This is a genomic window from Pseudoduganella sp. RAF19 (assembly GCF_052114165.1).
Classification (GTDB): Bacteria; Pseudomonadota; Gammaproteobacteria; order Burkholderiales; family Burkholderiaceae_D; genus Rugamonas.
In genome coordinates this window covers 367,000-385,504 of record NZ_JBFREF010000001.1, presented here as the reverse complement: position 1 = coordinate 385,504, position 18,505 = coordinate 367,000, and the positions used below count along the sequence as shown (strand labels likewise).

The 18,505-nt window shown below is 59.7% G+C and carries 22 protein-coding genes; 2 read left to right on the top strand and 20 right to left on the bottom strand.

Annotation, left to right across the window (positions count from 1 at the left end; genetic code table 11):
• Positions 1 to 6: 6 nt before the first annotated feature.
• From recO to AB4Z19_RS01820, 19 genes are all read right to left on the bottom strand, one after another.
• On the bottom strand, positions 7 to 855 hold the full coding sequence (recO, locus tag AB4Z19_RS01910; RefSeq protein ID WP_442026459.1) for a DNA repair protein RecO: 849 nt from the start codon (positions 853 to 855) through the stop codon (positions 7 to 9).
• Positions 855 to 1,757 (bottom strand): GTPase Era, encoded by a 903-nt coding sequence (gene era / locus AB4Z19_RS01905; RefSeq protein WP_442034068.1) that lies wholly within the window; start codon positions 1,755 to 1,757, stop codon positions 855 to 857. Before era ends, recO begins: the two co-directional genes overlap by 1 nt.
• Before the next feature lie 16 nt (positions 1,758 to 1,773).
• Positions 1,774 to 2,565, bottom strand: a complete 792-nt coding sequence (rnc, locus tag AB4Z19_RS01900; protein WP_442026461.1) for a ribonuclease III — start codon at positions 2,563 to 2,565, stop codon at positions 1,774 to 1,776.
• A gap of 6 nt (positions 2,566 to 2,571) precedes the next feature.
• A complete protein-coding gene (locus AB4Z19_RS01895) occupies positions 2,572 to 2,958 on the bottom strand; it encodes a DUF4845 domain-containing protein (RefSeq protein WP_442034066.1) in 387 nt (128 codons plus the stop codon).
• 28 nt (positions 2,959 to 2,986) lie between these two features.
• The gene (gene lepB, locus AB4Z19_RS01890) at positions 2,987 to 3,913 is read right to left on the bottom strand and encodes a signal peptidase I (protein ID WP_442034065.1); all 927 of its coding nucleotides are present in this window, start codon (positions 3,911 to 3,913) and stop codon (positions 2,987 to 2,989) included.
• Positions 3,910 to 5,703: a translation elongation factor 4 gene (gene lepA, locus AB4Z19_RS01885; RefSeq protein ID WP_442029297.1), complete on the bottom strand. Its 1,794-nt coding sequence runs from the start codon at positions 5,701 to 5,703 to the stop codon at positions 3,910 to 3,912. Before lepA ends, lepB begins: the two co-directional genes overlap by 4 nt.
• Before the next feature lie 151 nt (positions 5,704 to 5,854).
• Positions 5,855 to 6,199: a glutaredoxin family protein gene (locus tag AB4Z19_RS01880; RefSeq protein WP_442034063.1), complete on the bottom strand. Its 345-nt coding sequence runs from the start codon at positions 6,197 to 6,199 to the stop codon at positions 5,855 to 5,857.
• 106 nt (positions 6,200 to 6,305) lie between these two features.
• Entirely contained in the window at positions 6,306 to 7,781 is a 1,476-nt protein-coding gene (locus AB4Z19_RS01875) for a DegQ family serine endoprotease (protein ID WP_442034439.1), read from the bottom strand.
• Positions 7,782 to 7,859: 78 nt separating this feature from the next.
• Positions 7,860 to 8,093 carry an RseA family anti-sigma factor gene (locus tag AB4Z19_RS01870; RefSeq protein ID WP_442026971.1) on the bottom strand — a complete coding sequence of 78 codons (234 nt, stop codon included), beginning with the start codon at positions 8,091 to 8,093 and terminating at the stop codon, positions 7,860 to 7,862.
• A gap of 30 nt (positions 8,094 to 8,123) precedes the next feature.
• On the bottom strand, positions 8,124 to 8,723 hold the full coding sequence (gene rpoE, locus AB4Z19_RS01865; RefSeq protein ID WP_442026970.1) for an RNA polymerase sigma factor RpoE: 600 nt from the start codon (positions 8,721 to 8,723) through the stop codon (positions 8,124 to 8,126).
• A 40-nt stretch (positions 8,724 to 8,763) separates the two neighbouring features.
• Entirely contained in the window at positions 8,764 to 9,183 is a 420-nt protein-coding gene (locus AB4Z19_RS01860) for a protein YgfX (RefSeq protein ID WP_442026969.1), read from the bottom strand.
• Positions 9,184 to 9,259: 76 nt separating this feature from the next.
• A complete protein-coding gene (fabF, locus tag AB4Z19_RS01855; protein ID WP_442034061.1) occupies positions 9,260 to 10,504 on the bottom strand; it encodes a beta-ketoacyl-ACP synthase II in 1,245 nt (414 codons plus the stop codon).
• A 31-nt stretch (positions 10,505 to 10,535) separates the two neighbouring features.
• The gene (acpP, locus tag AB4Z19_RS01850; RefSeq protein ID WP_028104092.1) at positions 10,536 to 10,775 is read right to left on the bottom strand and encodes an acyl carrier protein; all 240 of its coding nucleotides are present in this window, start codon (positions 10,773 to 10,775) and stop codon (positions 10,536 to 10,538) included.
• A gap of 145 nt (positions 10,776 to 10,920) precedes the next feature.
• On the bottom strand, positions 10,921 to 11,655 hold the full coding sequence (gene fabG / locus AB4Z19_RS01845; RefSeq protein WP_442026966.1) for a 3-oxoacyl-ACP reductase FabG: 735 nt from the start codon (positions 11,653 to 11,655) through the stop codon (positions 10,921 to 10,923).
• A 14-nt stretch (positions 11,656 to 11,669) separates the two neighbouring features.
• Positions 11,670 to 12,611 (bottom strand): ACP S-malonyltransferase, encoded by a 942-nt coding sequence (gene fabD, locus AB4Z19_RS01840; protein WP_442026965.1) that lies wholly within the window; start codon positions 12,609 to 12,611, stop codon positions 11,670 to 11,672.
• 47 nt (positions 12,612 to 12,658) lie between these two features.
• Positions 12,659 to 13,645, bottom strand: a complete 987-nt coding sequence (locus tag AB4Z19_RS01835; RefSeq protein WP_442034059.1) for a beta-ketoacyl-ACP synthase III — start codon at positions 13,643 to 13,645, stop codon at positions 12,659 to 12,661.
• Positions 13,599 to 14,708, bottom strand: a complete 1,110-nt coding sequence (plsX, locus tag AB4Z19_RS01830; protein WP_442029097.1) for a phosphate acyltransferase PlsX — start codon at positions 14,706 to 14,708, stop codon at positions 13,599 to 13,601. Before plsX ends, AB4Z19_RS01835 begins: the two co-directional genes overlap by 47 nt.
• A 91-nt stretch (positions 14,709 to 14,799) precedes the next feature.
• Positions 14,800 to 14,982 carry a 50S ribosomal protein L32 gene (gene rpmF / locus AB4Z19_RS01825; protein ID WP_028104096.1) on the bottom strand — a complete coding sequence of 61 codons (183 nt, stop codon included), beginning with the start codon at positions 14,980 to 14,982 and terminating at the stop codon, positions 14,800 to 14,802.
• 182 nt (positions 14,983 to 15,164) lie between these two features.
• Positions 15,165 to 15,665 (bottom strand): YceD family protein, encoded by a 501-nt coding sequence (locus AB4Z19_RS01820; protein ID WP_442029098.1) that lies wholly within the window; start codon positions 15,663 to 15,665, stop codon positions 15,165 to 15,167.
• A gap of 117 nt (positions 15,666 to 15,782) precedes the next feature.
• On the opposite strand from AB4Z19_RS01820, the gene AB4Z19_RS01815 reads away from it, so the two are divergent.
• The gene (locus tag AB4Z19_RS01815; protein WP_442029099.1) at positions 15,783 to 16,382 is read left to right on the top strand and encodes a Maf-like protein; all 600 of its coding nucleotides are present in this window, start codon (positions 15,783 to 15,785) and stop codon (positions 16,380 to 16,382) included.
• 52 nt (positions 16,383 to 16,434) lie between these two features.
• Entirely contained in the window at positions 16,435 to 17,172 is a 738-nt protein-coding gene (locus tag AB4Z19_RS01810; protein ID WP_442034057.1) for an SAM-dependent methyltransferase, read from the top strand.
• 5 nt (positions 17,173 to 17,177) lie between these two features.
• On the opposite strand, the gene AB4Z19_RS01805 is transcribed toward AB4Z19_RS01810, so the two are convergent.
• A complete protein-coding gene (locus tag AB4Z19_RS01805) occupies positions 17,178 to 18,449 on the bottom strand; it encodes an EAL and HDOD domain-containing protein (RefSeq protein WP_442034056.1) in 1,272 nt (423 codons plus the stop codon).
• Between the last annotated feature and the right edge of the window lie 56 nt (positions 18,450 to 18,505).

Here is an 18,505-nt window from a genome sequence, read left to right as displayed (position 1 = left end):
TTCTTTTTACAGTTGCATCAGGTCGATCAGAATCTGGCGCGTGTTCAATGGCGCGCCACCCAAATGGTGGGCCAGCAGGAAGCGCATCAGCTGCTTGCTTTGCGCTTGCGTGGTGGCGTCGTGGTAATCCTCGCGGTCCATGTCCAGCAGGGTCTGGCCCAGCACACGCGGTGCGTTATCGCTGGCGCGTTCGGGACGGGGGCCGCGTTCGGGGTCCACAACGTACTGTACATCGGCTTGCACTTTTTCGCGCGAGTCGATGCTGCGTGTAAGGTCCGCCGCCACGCCCGTAGCCCTAAGTAAGGCCATTTCGAATTTGCGCAAGACGATGGGCGCAGGTTCGTTGTGCGCCAGCTGGTTCAGCGTGGACACGTAGTGATCGAACAATGCCGGATGGGCATCGTCGCGCGCAGTCAGCTTGACCAGCAGTTCGTTGAGGTAGAAGCCGCACAGCAGTGCGGTGCGTTCGAGGGGCAGCATGCCGCCGACCCATTCGGCATCGGTCAGCGTGCGCAGTTCGTTCTTGCCGGTCCAGCTGGCGGACAGCGGCTGGAAGGTTTGCAGCACGCCGCGCAGCTGCGAGTGCGGACGCTTGGCGCCCTTGGCGATCAATGCCACGCGGCCGTAATCGCGCGTGAACATGTCGACAATGAGGCTGGTTTCCTTGTAGGGATAGCTATGCAGCACGAAGGCCGGCTGGCCCTGAACGCGGGTACCGACCGTGCGTTCCGCGCGCGCCGGCGCCTTGCGCCTGGTCGTCGCAGCCGAGCCCGTGTCTCCTTTGGCGCCTGACCCCAGATTCACATTGGGGTCAGGCGCTAGATGGGACACGGGCTCGGCAATTGCGTCGGACATTATTCGTAGCCGTAGGCGCGCAGGCCAGCCTCGTTGTCAGCCCAGCCGGATTTGACCTTGACCCAGATTTCCAGATACACCGGACCGCCAAAGAGCTTCTCCATGTCCAGGCGGGCCTGGCTGCTCACCTCTTTCAGGCGCGCGCCCTTGTTCCCGATGATCATGGATTTGTGCGAGTCGCGCTCCACCAGGATGGCGGCAAAGATGCGGCGCAGATTGCCTTCCTGCTCGAACTTCTCGATCAGCACCGTGGAGGTGTAAGGCAGTTCATCGCCTACAAAGCGGAACAGCTTTTCGCGCACGATCTCGGACGCCAGGAATTTCTCGCTGCGGTCGGTGATGTCGTCTTCGCCGAAGATCGGATCGTTCTCCGGCAAGAAGCGCTTGATCTCGTTCTGCAGGCCGTCCAGCTGGAAGCGCAGCTTGGCGCTGACCGGCACGATGGCGGCGAAGTTGAACTTGGCCGACAGCTGCTGCGCAAACGGCATCAGCACGGCTTTGTCCTTCACGCGGTCGGACTTGTTGATCACCAGGACCACCGGCACGTTTTTCGGCAGCAGGTCCATCACCTGCTGGTCGGCCTGGCCGAAGGTGCCCGCTTCCACGATGTACAGAATCACATCGGAGGAATCGAGGGTATTGGTAACGGTCTTGTTCAGCGTCTTGTTCAGCGCATTCGAATGGCGCGTCTGGAAGCCCGGCGTATCGACGTAGATGAACTGCGCATCGCTCACGGTCTGGATGCCGGTGATGCGGTGGCGCGTGGTCTGCGCCTTGCGCGAAGTGATGCTGACCTTGGCGCCGATCAGGGTGTTCATCAGCGTCGACTTGCCCACATTCGGGCGGCCGACGATGGCAATGTATCCGCAGCGGAAGCCGGCGGGAGTAGGTGCATTCGTCATGATACGGACTCTTAAATTATTTATTCGCCAGCTGCTTCTTTTCCGCCGGCTGGTCGCTCTGGACCGTGGCGATGCCGGCCAGCTTCAGCTGCGTAGCGCGCGGCTTGGATTTGCGCGTGGTGCCAGGTGCTTTTTGCAATGCCTGTTCGGCCACTTCCAGCGCCAGCTTGGCCGCCGCCTGCTCGCCTGCGCGGCGGCTGCCACCGCGGCCATACACCTGGATGCCCAGCTTGGGTACCAGGCACTCGATCTCGAATTCCTGGCTGTGCGCGGCGCCATGGGTGGCCACGACATTGTAGGTCGGCAGCGAGATCTTTTTCGATTGCAGGAATTCCTGCAGCAGGGTCTTGGCGTCCTTGCCCAGGGTCTGCGGATCGACGGAATCGAGAATCGGGATGTAGAAGGAACGGATCGCTTTGGCGGCATTATCGAAGCCGCCATCCAGGAACACGGCGCCCAGCAGGGCTTCCAGCGTGTCGGCCAGGATCGAAGGACGGCGGAAGCCGCCCGATTTCAATTCGCCCTCACCCAGGCGCAGGAACTGCGACAGCTCCAGCTTCTGGGCGATTTCGTACAAGGATTGCTGCTTCACCAGGTTGGCGCGCAAGCGGGACAGGTCGCCTTCGTCGATCGCGTTATAGCGTTCGTACAGGATCGAGGCGACCACGCAGTTCAGAATGGAGTCGCCCAGAAATTCCAGGCGTTCGTTATGCAAACTGCTATGGCTACGGTGCGTCAGGGCCTGCTGGAGCAATCCAGCATCCTTGAACGTGTAGCCTAATTTGGTTTGCAATAACTCTAATTTCATTGTGTCTTATTGGTCGTTTTTAACTGGTGGTCCGTTCTTGGCCGTGGAACCGGAATATTCCAGCAGCAGGCTGGCAGGCCCGAACAGCGGAATTTTCTTCTCGTAAGCGAAGCTCACTTCCGTCTCGCCATTCTCGCGCGAAATGATCAGGTCACGCCCTGTCAAGGTACTGATGTAGTTTACTTCCGCGCTGCGATCGAAGGAATCCTGGATCGCCTTCGCCGAATCGCCGGCCGACTTGGCCTTGACGATTGCCGACGAAATCGCACGGTACTCGCTGTAGGTCGGCACGATCTTCATGGCCAGCACGCCGAGGAAGCCAAGAATGGCCAAAACGACGATCAGACCCACCAGAGAAATGCCCGCCTGCTGCTTCAGACCCTTAACTTGCATAAATCCACTCTCCCCGCTGATAGTGAAATTAATGAATGCTGCCAATTCGTTTGATATTGCCCAGGCTCGTGTTCATCCACACGAAAAATGCCTTGCCGACGATGTTCTTGTCCGGCACGAAGCCCCAGTAGCGGCTATCGGCACTATTGTCCCGGTTATCGCCCATCATAAAGTAGTTTCCGGGCGGAACGACGCACGTAAAGCCTTCATACCGGTAAGTGCAGGCTTCGTGATGCGGGAAATCCTTCACTTCGCTCAGATTCAGCGTTAATGCACGCTCATCGTTAAGCACGCGATGGGCCACGCCGTTCAGGTTCTCGGTGAATTGCTTTTTGTAAACAAGACTTTCATCGTCCAGATAGTCGTCGAGCGGGGTGTAGCTGACTGGCTGGCCGTTGACCGTTAACTTCTTGTTTTCATAGGTGATTTTATCACCGGGAACTCCGACCACCCGCTTGATGTAATCCTGGGTCATATCCATCGGATATTTGAACACCATCACATCGCCGCGCTGCGGGTCGTTGATCTGCACGATCTTCTTGTTGATGATCGGCAGACGAATGCCGTAAGTGTATTTGTTGACCAGGATGAGGTCGCCCACCAGCAAGGTCGGCACCATCGAGGACGATGGAATCTTGAACGGCTCCCACAGGAAGGAGCGCAGGAAAAACACCAGGGCAATCACCGGGAAAAAGCTACCCGAGTATTCGATCCAGGTCGGCTGGCGCAGCAGTGCCGCTTCGATCTGCGTGCGGCTGGCCGCGCCCTGGTCGGTCTTGATGCCATCGGCGGTCAGCTTGGCGTGGCGCGAGTCGAACTCGGCCAGCGCCTTGTCGGCTGCGGCGCGGCGCTGCTTGGCCAGGTAAAACACATCGAGACACCAGATGACACCGGTGACCACCATCAGGACGAACAGGATGAGTGCGAAATTGCCCAGGATGGATTGCAGTGTCATTTCTCTTCCACTTGAAGGATTGCCAGGAATGCCTCTTGTGGGATCTCCACAGAGCCCACTTGCTTCATGCGCTTCTTACCTGCTTTCTGCTTCTCCAGCAGTTTCTTCTTACGGGTGATGTCGCCGCCGTAGCACTTGGCCAGCACGTTCTTGCGCATCGCCTTCACGTTTTCACGCGAGATGATGTTGGAGCCGATCGCCGCCTGGATCGCCACGTCGAACATCTGGCGCGGGATCAGTTCGCGCATCTTGGCCGCCACGGCGCGGCCGCGGTATGGCGCGTTGGCGCGGTGCACGATGATGGCCAGCGCATCGACCTTTTCGCTGTTGATCAGCATGTCGACCTTGACCACGTCGGCGGCGCGGTTTTCCTTGAACTCGTAATCCATCGAGGCGTAGCCGCGCGAGGTCGACTTCAGCTTGTCGAAGAAGTCCAGCACGATCTCGGCCATCGGGATCTCGTACACCAGCTTGACCTGGCGGCCGTGATAGCTCATGTCCATCTGGATACCGCGCTTGGCGATACACAGGGTGATCACGGAACCCACATACTCCTGCGGCATGTACAGGTTCACGGTCACGATCGGCTCGCGCACTTCGTTGATGTGGCTTGGGTCCGGCATGCGCGACGGGTTGTCCACGTGGATCACGCTGCCGTCGCGGCGCTCGACCTCGTACACCACGGTCGGCGCCGTGGTGATCAGGTCCATATCGAATTCGCGTTCCAGACGCTCCTGCACGATTTCCATGTGCAGCAGGCCCAGGAAACCGCAGCGGAAGCCGAAGCCCAGCGCCTGCGAGACTTCCGGTTCGTACTGCAGCGCGGCGTCGTTCAGCTTCAGCTTTTCCAGCGAGTCGCGCAGTGCGTCGTACTGGTTGGCCTCCACCGGGAACAGGCCGGCAAACACCTGCGGCTGGACTTCCTTGAAGCCCGGCAGCGGTGCCGGAGCCGGCTTGGCCACGGAAGTGATGGTATCGCCCACGCGGGCGGCCTTCAGTTCCTTGATACCGGCGATAACGAAGCCCACCTGGCCTGCGCTCAGCGCCGGCAGGGACACGGAGCGCGGCGAGAAGATGCCGATGTCTTCCACCAGCTGCACCGAGTCGGTGGCCATCAGGCGGATCTTTTCTTTCGGACGCATGGTGCCGTTCACCACGCGCACCAGCATCACCACGCCCACGTAGGCGTCGTACCAGGAGTCGATGATCAGGGCCTGCAGCGGCGCTTCCGGATCGCCCTTCGGCGGCGGGATCTTGGCGATGATCGATTCGAGCACGTCTTCCACGCCGAGGCCGGTCTTGGCCGAGCAATGCACGGCATCCTGCGCCTCGATCCCGATCACATCTTCGATTTCGGCGATGGCGGTTGGCGGGTCGGCGTTCGGCAGGTCGATCTTGTTCAGCACGGGCACCACTTCCACGCCCAGGTCGAGCGCGGTGTAGCAGTTGGCCACGGTCTGGGCTTCCACGCCTTGCGAGGCGTCCACCACCAGCAGCGCGCCTTCGCAGGCGGACAGCGAACGGCTCACCTCGTAGGAAAAGTCCACGTGGCCGGGGGTATCGATCAGGTTCAGATTGTAGATTTCGCCGTTGCGCGCCTTGTACTTCAGGGCTGCAGTCTGGGCCTTGATGGTGATGCCGCGTTCACGCTCCAGGTCCATCGAGTCGAGCACCTGCGCTTCCATCTCGCGGTCGGACAAGCCGCCGCACAGCTGGATAATGCGGTCTGCCAGCGTGGACTTGCCGTGGTCAATGTGGGCGATGATGGAGAAATTGCGAATGTTATTCATTAAAATTCAAAACGAGCTATAGCAAAAAAGCGCCCTGGCGAGCGCCTTTTGTGACAATCGATGCAAGGGTAATCTGTCACATTTTACCGGATTTCAGAGGGGAAAGCCCGATTTCTGAGGTAAGGGACAGGAAATAATGTTGAAATACTAATTATTTCGACAACAGTGTGCGCACTTTGTCTACATCCAGAAAATAGTGGCACAGCTCAGGCTCATTCAAGTCGGCGAATAAAACCGGCACCAGCTCATCATATTTCGCCACCAGGGCCTGGTCCGCATCGACGTCGATGACTTCGACGGTAAATGGCTTTTCCGGGGTTTGCAGGGCGTTGAGGGCGTTGAACATGTCCTCGCAGAGGTGGCAATAAGTGCGCGAATAGAGCGTGAAGTGCATCAGGGTGGCTTCGGGTTCGGAGCCTGCCATTGTACCGCGCCGGGCGGGGATGACGATGACTATCGGCTGGGCCGCCGATGCCGCCGCTGGCTCTGTTTCCACTTGCTTCGTTGTCAATCTCAGGCGGTGGGATATCGGACGCCATCTTCCGACTATACGCGCGCCGCCGTGCCGCGATTTGAGGCGCGGCAAGCGGCGACGGAGTGGATTACTTCGTTGCGGCGGCTGGTTTCACCGAGATGAACTGCGACTGCTCGCCGCGGCGCACCAGCACGACGGCGGCCTTGCTGCGGTCCAGCTTGGCCACGGCGGCGTTGAACTGCTTGGCGTCGGTGACTTCCGTGTTATTCAGCTGCAGCAGCACATCGCCTTCGCGCAGGCCGGCCGCTGCCGCAGGGCCATCGGCATCGTCGATGATCACGCCACCGCTCACGCCCAGCTCCTTCTTCTGCGCGGCCGTCAGATCGCTGACCTTGAAGCCCAGTGCGTTGGCGGCGACCTCAGGCTTCGGCTTCACGCCGCGCTCGTTGCGCGCTTCCTTGGCAGGCTTGTCGGCATCGGCCTCGCCTACTACCAATGGCAGGTCGACAGACTTACCCTTGCGCCACACCGTCACATTCGCCTTGGTGCCGACTGCCGTGCCACCGACCATGCGCGTCAGGTCCGACCATTTATCGATATCGGTGCCATTGAACTTCAGGATAATGTCACCGGCGCGGATGCCCGCCTTATCGGCTGGACCGCCAGCCTCAACCTGGGACACTTCCGCGCCCTTATTGTTCTTCAGGCCCAGCGATTCGGCCACATCCTTATTCAGCTCGCTGATTTGCACGCCGATGCGGCCGCGGGTTACCTTGCCGGTTTTCTTCAGCTGCTCGGCCACGCGCATGGCCTCATCGATTGGTACCGAGAAGGAAATGCCGTTATAGCCGCCGGACAGCGTCGCGATCTGCGAATTGATGCCGATCACCTCGCCGCGCATATTGATCAGCGGACCGCCTGAGTTACCGGGATTGACCGCCACATCGCTCTGAATCAGCGGCAGGTAGTCGCCCGTATCGCGCGCCTTGGCGGAGATGATGCCGGCGGTCACCGTGCTCTCCAGGTTGAACGGCGAGCCGATCGCGATCACCCACTCGCCCACGCGAATCCTGGACGAGTCGCCAATGGTCAGATAAGGCAGCTTGCTGCCATCGATCTTCAGCACGGCCACGTCGGTACGCGTGTCCTGACCCAGCACCTTGGCCTTGAACTCGCGCTTGTCGGTCAGGGTCACGTAGACTTCATCGGCGCCATCCACCACGTGGGCATTGGTCAGCACAAAGCCATCGGCCGAGGTAATGAAGCCGGAGCCGACGCCACGCTGCACCTCTTCACCAGGGGCACGGCGCCCGCGTGGCGTCTGGCCGCGCGGAATTTGCGGCATCTGGCCGCCGAAGAAGCGGCGGAAGAATTCCTGCATCTCGTCGTCGCCCATCTGGTTATCGCGTTGCTTGATGCGCTCGGTGGTGCGAATATTGACCACGGCGGGACCAACGCGGTCGATCAGGTCAGTGAAATCAGGCAGTCCGGCAACGGCGGCGGGAGCTGCCTTGGCAGGCGCCAGGCCCGTTACAGCAGGTAATCCGAGGGAAGCTGCGCTAAGCAGCAGGACCGGCAATACTTTAGCGCCAGCAGAGAACATGTTTTTCATGGGTGCTTTTGTAAAAGTGAATGAATACGCGCAATAGTAGACCATAACTTGCGTCCGTTGCGGCGCATTTCAAGACACTACAGCAGCGGCCGGCGCGGAAACCTCCTCATCCAGCCGTGCGGCCAGACGTTCGCTGAAGCCAGGGCCAGGCGCTACCTCCTCCGCCCCGTCGCGCAAGGCTGCGCCGATGGCCTGCCAGACATCCCAGTTGGCCTGGGCCTCCTCGTCGGCAAGTGCCGCCAGAGCCAGATCAACATCGTCTTGCGGCAGCTCGCCATCCATCAAGGCCGATAATTTTTCCATATCCCCTTCCATTGAATGAGTGTTGGCTGGCTACCAGCGCTTGTCAACCGGCAAATCGAGAAGCGGACGCAGCTTTTTCGCAATCGCCTCGCGCGCCCGGAAAATCCGGCTGCGCACCGTGCCGATCGGGCAGCCCATGATTTCGGAAATCTCCTCATAGCTCATGCCTTCGATTTCCCGCAGGGCGATGGCGGTACGCAGGTCGATCGGCAAGGCATCCATGGCCGCGTTGACGGTCTCGGCGATCTGCTTGCTGGCCAGCTCGGACTCGGGCGTATTGATATCGCGCAAGCGGTCTTCGTCCGGCGGCTCCGCCCTCGCCACGGTTGGCTCGATTGGCCCCGTCGCATGCCGTTTGCGGTTCAGCAAAGCGTTCTTGGCCGTATTGATGCCGATCCGGTACAGCCAGGTGTAAAAGGCCGCGTCGCCGCGGAAGTGCGGCAAGGCTTTATAGGCCTTGATGAAGGTGTCCTGCACCACGTCTTCCGCTTCAGTCTGGTCGTTCAGCAGGCGCGCGAGCAGCCGCATCAGCCGGCGCTGATACTTTGAGACGAGCTCGTCAAATGCGGCCCGTTCGCCTGCCCGGGCGCGCTCGACCAGCAGCTGATCGCCTTCGCGGTCTGTCGTCACACTCGGTCCTTTTCTTGGATGGCCCGCGCCTCCGGAAGGTTCAAGCTTTTTCAGCCAGGGCCAGCACTGCAACCGCCAGCCGCCGCCTCGCATCGGCCGGCGCGCTATCCGGCAGCACGGCCAGCCAGCGCTGGCGGCCACCCTCTTCCGCCAGGCGCAGCAGCATCAGGCCCGGCCACACCGTGCAGCCGGGTAGCAAAACCGCAGCCCTTGTCTGCTGGTATACCGTCAGCCGGATTTGCCCGACACCGGAAATATCAATGCGACAGGGATTGACTTCGCGTCTTTGCCATACGAGCCCCGCGCCCGCCGCCAGCATCAGCGCCGGCCGCATCAGCAGCAGGCCCGCCGCCAGCACGGACGTGCACAGCCCCGCCTGCAGCAGGCGCAGGCAAAGCGATGGCCGAACGACGACAGAAGCCGCAATCGACATGGCGCACAAAGTGAAAGTGGAAAGCAAAAACGCCCGCGGCTGCGGGCGTTCTTAGCGCTCACCCCGGTTGTGACCGAGGCGAGGCAGGAAAGTTCAAACTAAATTAAACCTTGCCGAAGACCAGGCTGCCGTTGGTGCCGCCGAAGCCGAAGGAGTTCTTCACGGCGTACTGGATCTTGGCATCACGCGCGATGTTCGCGCAGAAGTCCAGATCGCAGGCAGGGTCCTGGTTGAAGATATTGATGGTCGGCGGGATCACCTGATGGTGGAGCGCCAGCACGGTGAACACTGCCTCCAGGCCGCCCGCGCCACCCAGCAGGTGACCGGTCATCGACTTGGTGGAGCTCACGACCAGATTCTTCGCATGGTCGCCGAAGGTGCGCTTCACGCCCTGCACTTCCGCCACGTCGCCCAGCGGGGTCGAAGTGCCGTGTGCATTCACGTATTGCACCTGGTCCGGATTGATGCCGGCGTTGCGCAGGGCGGCGATTGCCGACTTGCTGCCACCGCTGCCATCTTCCAGAGGCGAGGTCATGTGGTATGCGTCCGCGCTCATGCCAAAGCCATGCAGTTCTGCATAGATCGTGGCGCCGCGCGCTTTCGCGTGTTCGTACTCTTCCAGCACCATGACGCCGGCGCCTTCACCCAGCACGAAGCCGTCGCGGTCCTTATCCCATGGACGGGACGAGGTAGCAGGGTCATCGTTACGAGCCGACAGCGCACGAGCCGAAGCGAAGCCGCCCAGGCCCAGTGGCGACACGGTCGATTCCGCACCGCCTGCAACCATGACGTCAGCGTCGCCGTACTCGATCAGACGAGCCGCCGCGCCGATGCAGTGCAGACCGGTGGTGCAAGCCGTCACGATGGCCAGGTTAGGGCCACGCATGCCGTACTTGATCGACAGGTTACCGGAGATCATGTTGATGATCGAAGACGGTACGAAGAACGGCGAGATACGGCGTGGGCCGCGCTTGTCGTAGTCTTCCTTCTGCTCTTCAATCATCGGCAGACCGCCGATGCCGGAGCCGATGATCACGCCGATACGGTCGGCGTTCTCTTCGGTTACGGTGATACCGGAATCCTGGATCGCCTGGATACCAGCCGCCATGCCGTAATGGATAAAGATATCCATATGGCGCGCTTCCTTGGCGTCGAGATATTGCTCGACGTTGAAGCCTTTGACTTCACCCGCGAAACGGGTGGAGAAAGCCGACGCGTCAAATCGGGTGATGTTAGCGATCCCGGATTGTCCCTCGGTGATTGCTTTCCACGCATCGGCAATCGTATTGCCGACCGGGGAAACGCAGCCGAGGCCGGTAACCACTACACGACGGTTTTTAGAACTCAAGCGAATCTCCTGGAGTGGATCAATCAGGCGATCAGGCCTTTACGTGTGCAGTTGCGTAGTCGATCGCTTGCTGCACGGTGGTGATCTTTTCAGCCTGTTCGTCAGGGATTTCCATCTCGAACTCGTCTTCCAGTGCCATTACCAGCTCAACGGTGTCGAGGGAATCGGCGCCCAGGTCGTCCACGAAGGAAGACTCGTTCTTGATGTCTGCTTCAGCGACGCCCAGTTGTTCAGCGACGATTTTCTTAACGCGTTGTTCGATATCCGACATGTTATGGCTCCATTTTGTTTGTTACGGAAAGCGCGCATTTTAGCAGGTTTGCGCGCCGAAAAACTAATTTCAGTGATTACATTGATCTACACCGAAACTACTACTAAAAGATTCGATCACGCGGCAATTATGCCGCATGAGCTCATCAATTCATATACATACCACCATTTACATGCAGGGTGGTGCCGGTAATATAAGCGGCTTGCGGCGATGCCAGGAAGGCCACAGCTGCTGCAATATCTTCAGGCTTGCCAAGACGGCCCAGCGGGATCTGCGTCAGCAGTGCTGCATGCTGATCATCGCCCAGCACCTTGGTCATATCGGTGTCGATGAAACCAGGCGCAACACTGTTCACGGTGATGTTGCGGCTGCCGATTTCACGTGCCAGCGCGCGGGTCATGCCCTCCACGCCTGCTTTCGCCGCGGCATAATTCATCTGGCCGGGATTACCAGCCGATGCCACCACCGACGTAATGTTAATAATACGCCCGGTCTTCGCTTTCATCATGCCGCGCAGGACAGCGCGTGCGAGGCGGCCAACCGCAGTCAGATTGGTGGAAATAACGCTATCCCACTCTTCATCCTTCATGCGCATGGCCAGCTGATCCTGGGTGATGCCCGCATTGTTGACCAGAATGCCAACCGCGCCGAATTCTTTGGCGATCTCATCGATCACAGCGGTGCAGCGCTCAGCATCGGTCACGTTCAGCACGATGCCTTTGCCGGCGTCGCCCAGGTATTCGGAGATGGCTTGCGCGCCAGCTTCAGTCGTCGCGGTGCCGATTACTTTGGCGCCCTGCTTTGCCAGTTCCTGCGCGATGGCCTTGCCGATGCCGCGCGATGCGCCCGTTACCAGGGCGACTTGATTTGCCAGAGTCATTGTCATTCCTATTGTTATTTGAGTGTTGCCAGCAGACGTTCCAGCGATGCCTGGTCGGTGATCGCGTCGCCCACCAGGTTGGCATCGATACGCTTGGCCAGGCCCATCAGGACCTTGCCCGGACCGCATTCGATCACATTGGCGATGCCGTCGGCAGCGACCTTCTGCATGGTTTCAACCCAGCGTACCGGGCTTGCAGCCTGGCGCACCAGCGCATCCTTGATGGAAGCCGGATCGGTCAGCACGGCCACGTCCACGTTGTTGATCAGCTGGATCTGCGGTGCGTTGAAATGGATGTTGGCCATGTAGTCGCGCAGACGATCCGAAGCGGGCTTCAGCAGCGAGCTGTGGAACGGCGCCGACACCGGCAGGCGCATGGCGCGCTTGGCGCCTTTGGCTTTGGCGATTTCGCATGCCTTGTCGACGGCGGCGGTGTGGCCAGCGATCACAACCTGTGCTGGCGCGTTGAAGTTCACGGCCTCCACCACTTCACCAGGCACGGCGGCCAGCGCTTCAGCGCAAGCGGCGCGCACATCGTCGTCGGACAGGCCCAGCACCACAGCCATGGTGCCCTGGCCTACCGGCACCGCTTCCTGCATCGCTTGCGCGCGGAAGCGCACCAGCGGCACAGCGTCTTTGAAATCGATCACGCCAGCAGCGACCAGGGCGGAGTATTCGCCCAGGCTGTGGCCAGCCACTACGGAAGGCACGGGACCGCCGGCGGCGATCCACGCACGGTAAGCGGCAACAGCAGCGGTCAGCATGACCGGCTGGGTGTTGGTGGTCAGGTCCAGTTCTTCTTTCGGACCTTCAGCCATCAGCTTGCCGAGGTCGAACTGCAGTGCGTCCGATGCTTCAGCGATGGTCTGTTCTACGACGGGGTTGCCCGCGAAGCCGTCCATCATGGCGACCGCTTGCGAACCCTGGCCTGGAAATACGAATGCGAATTTGCTCATTGATTAGAACTCTTATTCTAAAAACGCACGAATTTTACACGCTCGGCTTACATGCGCGCCAGCACGGCGCCCCAAGTGAAGCCACCACCCACACCTTCCATCATCACCACGTCGCCTTTCTTCACGCGGCCATCGCGCACAGCGACGTCCAGCGCCAGCGGAATCGAGGCAGCGGAAGTATTGCCGTGCTGATCGACAGTCACCACCATCTTTTCAGGCGACATGCCCAGCTTCTTCGCCGTGCCGTTCATGATGCGGATATTGGCCTGGTGCGGAATCAGCCAGTCGATCTGGTCGGACGTCATGTCCGCCGCTTCCAGCGCTTCGTATGCAACCTTCTCCAGCACGCTGACTGCCAGCTTGAACACCGCCTGGCCATCCATGTACAGGTAAGCAGAGCCAGCCACCGCGCCACCAGCCACGTTGCCTGGGATGCTCAGGATGTCGGAATGGCGGCCGTCCGCATGCAATTTGCACGAGAGAATGCCCGGCTCTTCTGACGCGGTCATGACAATCGCACCAGCGCCATCGCCGAACAGCACGCAAGTGGTGCGGTCTTCGAAGTTCAGGATGCGCGAGAACACTTCAGCGCCGATCACCAGCACATTCTTGTGCATGCCGGATTTGATGAAGGAATCCGCGCTGGCCATGGCGTAGACGAAGCCGGAGCAAACCGCTTGCACGTCCACTGCTGCGCAGTTGTTGGTCATGCCCAGCTTCTTCTGCACGATGCAGGCGGTGCTTGGAAAAGAACCGAAGAAGTCAGGCGTGGAGCTGGCAACGATGATGAGATCGATGTCATCAGGCTGCAGTCCAGCCATCTCCAGTGCTTTTTTCGAGGCCAGCACGCCGAGGTCGGACGAAGCCTGTTCCGGCTCCGCATAGTGGCGCGCGGAGATGCCGCTACGCGACACGATCCACTCGTCCGAGGTCTCGATGCCTTTAGCCGCCAGCTGGGCGGCCAGTTCATTGTTCGTTACGCGCTTCTCAGGCAGGTAGCTGCCCGTGCCGATGATTTTGCTGTACAGGGTCATGCGTGTCTCTTCCGCCGTTTGACGGCTCAATTAGGTTTTCCTGTGGCATAAGTTCGGCAATCATTGCCGACAAATGCTCTTGTACGTCATTTTTTGCAGCATCATACGCCCTGCGGATGGCCCACTCATAGCCTTCCGCATCCGCCCCGCCGTGCGACTTCAACACAAGGCCACGCAAACCAAGGAGGCTGGCGCCGTTATAGCGCGACGGATTCAGGCGTTTGCCAATCATGTTCAACGCACTCTTGGCAATCAGCGCACCCAGCATGGTCAGCGGGTTGCGGCGGAATTCGGTGTTCAGCACATCTTTCACGAAACGCGCCAGGCCTTCCACTGCCTTCAGCGTAACGTTGCCGACGAAACCGTCGCAGACGACGATGTCGGTGGTGCCTTTGAAAATATCGTTGCCTTCCACATTGCCGTGGAAGTTCAGGGCGCCGCGGTCGTGGTCAGCCTGCAGCAGCTTGGCCGTCGCCTTCACGACTTCGTTACCCTTGATGTCTTCGGTGCCGACGTTCAGCAGGCCGATGGTCGGGCGTTCGATGCCCTCCACCGCTTGCACCAGCACATAACCCATGATGGCGAACTGGTGCAGGTGGTGCGGTTCGCAATCCACGTTGGCGCCCAGGTCCAGGGTGTAGGTTGGCTTGCCTTGCTGATTCGGCAGAATGGAGCAGATGGCCGGGCGGTCCACGCCAGGCATGGTCTTCAGGACGTAACGCGACACCGCCATCAGCGCGGCAGTATTACCGGCGGACACGCAGGCGTGGGCCTTGCCGTCCTTGACTTGTTCGATCGCCACGCGCATCGACGAATCCTTCTTGCGGCGCAAAGCGACCTCAAGCGGGTCATCCATGGTGACCTGTTCGGATGCGTGAAGGATGGAGATACGCGGCTGCGATTCGGCGTGGTGCTTCTTCAGTTCAGCGCGAACGACGTCTTCCAGGCCGACAAGGATCAGCTCTGCGTCAGGTTCATGCTTGAGAAAGGAGAGTGCTGCGGGGATGGTGACCGACGGGCCATGATCGCCACCCATGCAGTCGATAGAAATTTTGATTGTCATTGCTGGATTGCTTAAAACCTAAAGAAAAAGCGGCGCGACGACAGAAAACCTGCGCAGCACCGCTTTGTCTAGGCCGAAGCAAAAACGTCGATTACTCGTCGTTTTTGGTCTTCAGAACCTTGCGACCACGATAGAAGCCGTTCGGGCTGATATGGTGACGCAGGTGGGTTTCACCGGTGGTTGGCTCAACGGCCAGGTTCGGTGCAACCAGGAAATCGTGCGAACGGTGCATGCCGCGCTTCGATGGGGACTTCTTGTTCTGTTGAACTGCCATGATGACTCCTAATACTAAAGTTCTAAGATTTTAACACATCCGATGCGCAAAAACATGCGTATCGAGTATCCAAGCGGCAAATCGGCCGCCACGTACTGCTACTCCCATGCCAATACTCGATGACTACACGCGTTTTGACACGTTCTTTACATGGCGGGTCAATGACCCGCCCTACAAAATACTTATTGATCCGCTTTCAAACCCTTGAGGGTGGCGAAGGGCGACTCCTTCGCGCTTTTCGCTTTGTCGAGCAGCGAAGTGTCAGGACAGACTTCGTGCTTCGGCGCTTGCGGCAAGGCCAGCAGGGCCTCGTCTTCAATCAGATCCATCAGGTTCATCGAACGGGTGCCGACGATAACGTCGATGCTTTCGTCGTCGATGATTGCCTCGATTTCGTCGGCTTCCTCATCATCTTTACCCAGCATCAGCAGGGTGGAGGAATCCATTTCGTATTCAAACGGGGTCATGCAGCGCTGACACACCAGTCGCACTTTGCCGGCAACGGTCAGGCGCAGCTGCGGGTAACCCTGTTTGCTTGTGCCGCCTTCAGCTTTCCAGGAAATCTCACCGGAAGTGTCAGCACAATCCTTGCTCAATCGGGTCATTTCAGCCACAGGCGTTACGCCTTCGCGGGTGCTGTTGGTCCGACAGAATTCAAAAGCGTCGATCTCAAAAGCGTTCATTGGCTAAATTTTCCCTCGAAAACCTGCGATAATAACAGGATTTTCCCCGCCACGTCAAAGACTTGCGCGATTTTTCGCGGCATTTGGACGGCGCAGAGAGCATATAACATTTCCCTGATGAAAACAACTCAACTCATCCTCGCTTCCAGCTCGGCTTACCGCCGTGAGCTCTTGTCGCGGCTACAACTGCCGTTCGAAGTGGATGTGCCGGATATCGACGAATCTCCCCTGCCCGGCGAGACCCCATCCGCCACCGCCCTGCGCCTGGCGCGCGAGAAGGCAGCCGCAGTAGCAGCGCGCCATCCGGACGCCCTCGTCATCGGCTCCGATCAGGTCGCGACACTGGATGATGAACAGATCGGCAAGCCCGGTAATCACGCCGCCGCCCTGGCCCAATTGCAGAAAATGCGTGGCCGCGAAGTCATCTTCCATACCGCGCTGTGCCTGTGGGATGGACGCAACAACACACACCAGCTACAAGACATCCGGACCGTGGTGAAGTTCCGCGACCTGCCGGATGAGGAGCTGGATGCCTATCTTCGCATCGAACAGCCTTACGACTGCGCCGGCAGCGCCAAGAACGAGGCGCTCGGCATCGCGATCCTGGAACGCATCGACTCGAACGACCCGACCGCCCTCACCGGCCTGCCCCTGATCGCCCTGACCGGCATGCTGCGCGCCGCTGGCGTGCGCTTTTTCCAACCCAAGCAAACCTAGTGGCTGCCACATCGTGGCAGCCACTTTGTTTCGGTTTACCTAAATAAAAGAAATGACCGGCACACTCTTCCTGATTCCCAACACCCTCGGCGCCACCGAAGCGCTGAACCACGTCATTCCCGAGCACGTGCAGGCTCTGACCGCGCAACTGCCCTACTTCGTGGCCGAGAACGCCAAGACTGCGCGCGCCTTCCTCAAGCTGGTCGGCGCCGTGCATCCCCTCGCCCGCCCGCTGCAGGAAATCACCATCAACGAGCTGAACGTCAATACGCCGGCCAACGCACTGGCAGCACTGCTGGAGCCGATCAAGGCCGGCCAGGATGCCGGCCTGCTGTCCGAAGCTGGCGTACCGGCCGTAGCCGATCCCGGCGCGGACCTGGTGCGCCTGGCGCATCAGCACGGCATTCCCGTGCGCCCACTGGTCGGGCCAAGCTCAATCCTGATGTCGGTAATGGCCAGCGGCCTGAACGGCCAGAGCTTTGCCTTCAACGGCTATCTGCCGACCGACGCCGCTGCGCGGGCCAAACGTCTCAAGGACCTGGAAGCGCGCTCGCGTAACGAAAAGCAGACCCAGCTCTTCATCGAAACGCCCTACCGCAATGCGGCCATGCTGGAAGCGCTGGTGAACAGCTGCAATGGCACCACGCTGATCTGCGTCGCGACCGATATCAGCCTGCCGTCGGAAAGCATCCGTACGATGACGGGAGCGCAGTGGAAAAGCCTGCTCACCGCAGGCAAGGCGCCGGACTTCCACAAGAAGCCGACCGTGTTCCTGCTACTGGCGCAATAACTGGATCAGCGCACACCCTGAGCGTAGTCATTGACCCACTCAAAAGCCGCGACCTGAATCGCGTATAGCTCGGAAGGCGCGAGCTCAAGCTTGTGCAGGATGCCGGTCAGCTCCGGCCCTTCCTGCGCACGCTCGATCATCTCGATGAGGTGCAGCACATCGCCGTAATCGCCATCGCGCTTCAGCAAGGCATCGCGCACTTCATCCAGCACGTTCACGCAATCGAGAATCTCCTGCATGCGCACGGAGAACAGCGCATCCATCAGCGACATGATGCCCACCGTGAAGGCGATGTCAGCGGCAACGCGCTGCTGCGGCTTCAGCTTCTCCATCATCAATTCCATGGTTTTGCCGCGCGTGGTGGCCATTTGCAGCAAGGGCGAATCGAACTCGGCGCCCTTTACGTACAGCAGAATCTGCAGCCAGCGCTGCAGCTGCCGGCGCCCCAGCACGATCAATGCGTGCCCAACTGAGTTGATGCGGAAGCGCGCGCCGACGGCCGGCGTATTCACCAGCCGCAGCAAGTTCAACGAGATCAGGGGATCGTGCTTCACGCTGCGCTCGACCTCGCGCTGATCGGCATCCTTGCTCAGCAGGTTGAGCAGATTCATGATGGTCATCTGCGACGGCGCAATCTTCTTGCCGCTCAGGATAACGGGACGCGAAAAGTAATAACCCTGGAAGTATTCGAAGCCGAGGTCCATGCATTCGCGGAATTCCTCGACCGTTTCAACTTTCTCCGCCAGCAGTTTCTGGCCCGGCATTTTCAGCGCGCGCGCCAGCACAGGCAGGCTGCCCGGTGCGATCTGCTTGATGTCCACCTTGATCACGTCCATCAACGGACGCAGCTTTGCCACAGCTTCGGTTTCAGTGGCCACATCATCTAATGCAAACTTGAAGCCCGCCTGCTTCAGTTCGTTCAAGCGGGCCAGCACATCGGGCGTGGGCTGAACGGTTTCCAGCACTTCAAGGATGACTTTATCGTTCGGCAGGAAGCGAATGAAATCGCTCATCAGCCCCGCCGTATCGACGTTGACGAAGGCCAGCTGATCGCCCACCACCTGCTCCATGCCCAGCTCGGAGGCGTGCGCGATCACGGACGCGGTGGCGTGCGTGCCGTTGGTAATGCGGGCTTCGGAGACTTCAGCGTTGCGATACAGCAGCTCGTAAGCGACGAGCCGCTGGTTTCGATTGAGGATAGGTTGCCTTGCCAGGAAAAACTGATTGGCATAAGGCATCGGGACTGGCGCTAACTCTTGTTGCAATGTCGCTGTCATGGGTTTCCCCACTGCTGGACTCATTACCCCCAGACTAAACCCGATTTACAGTCTTG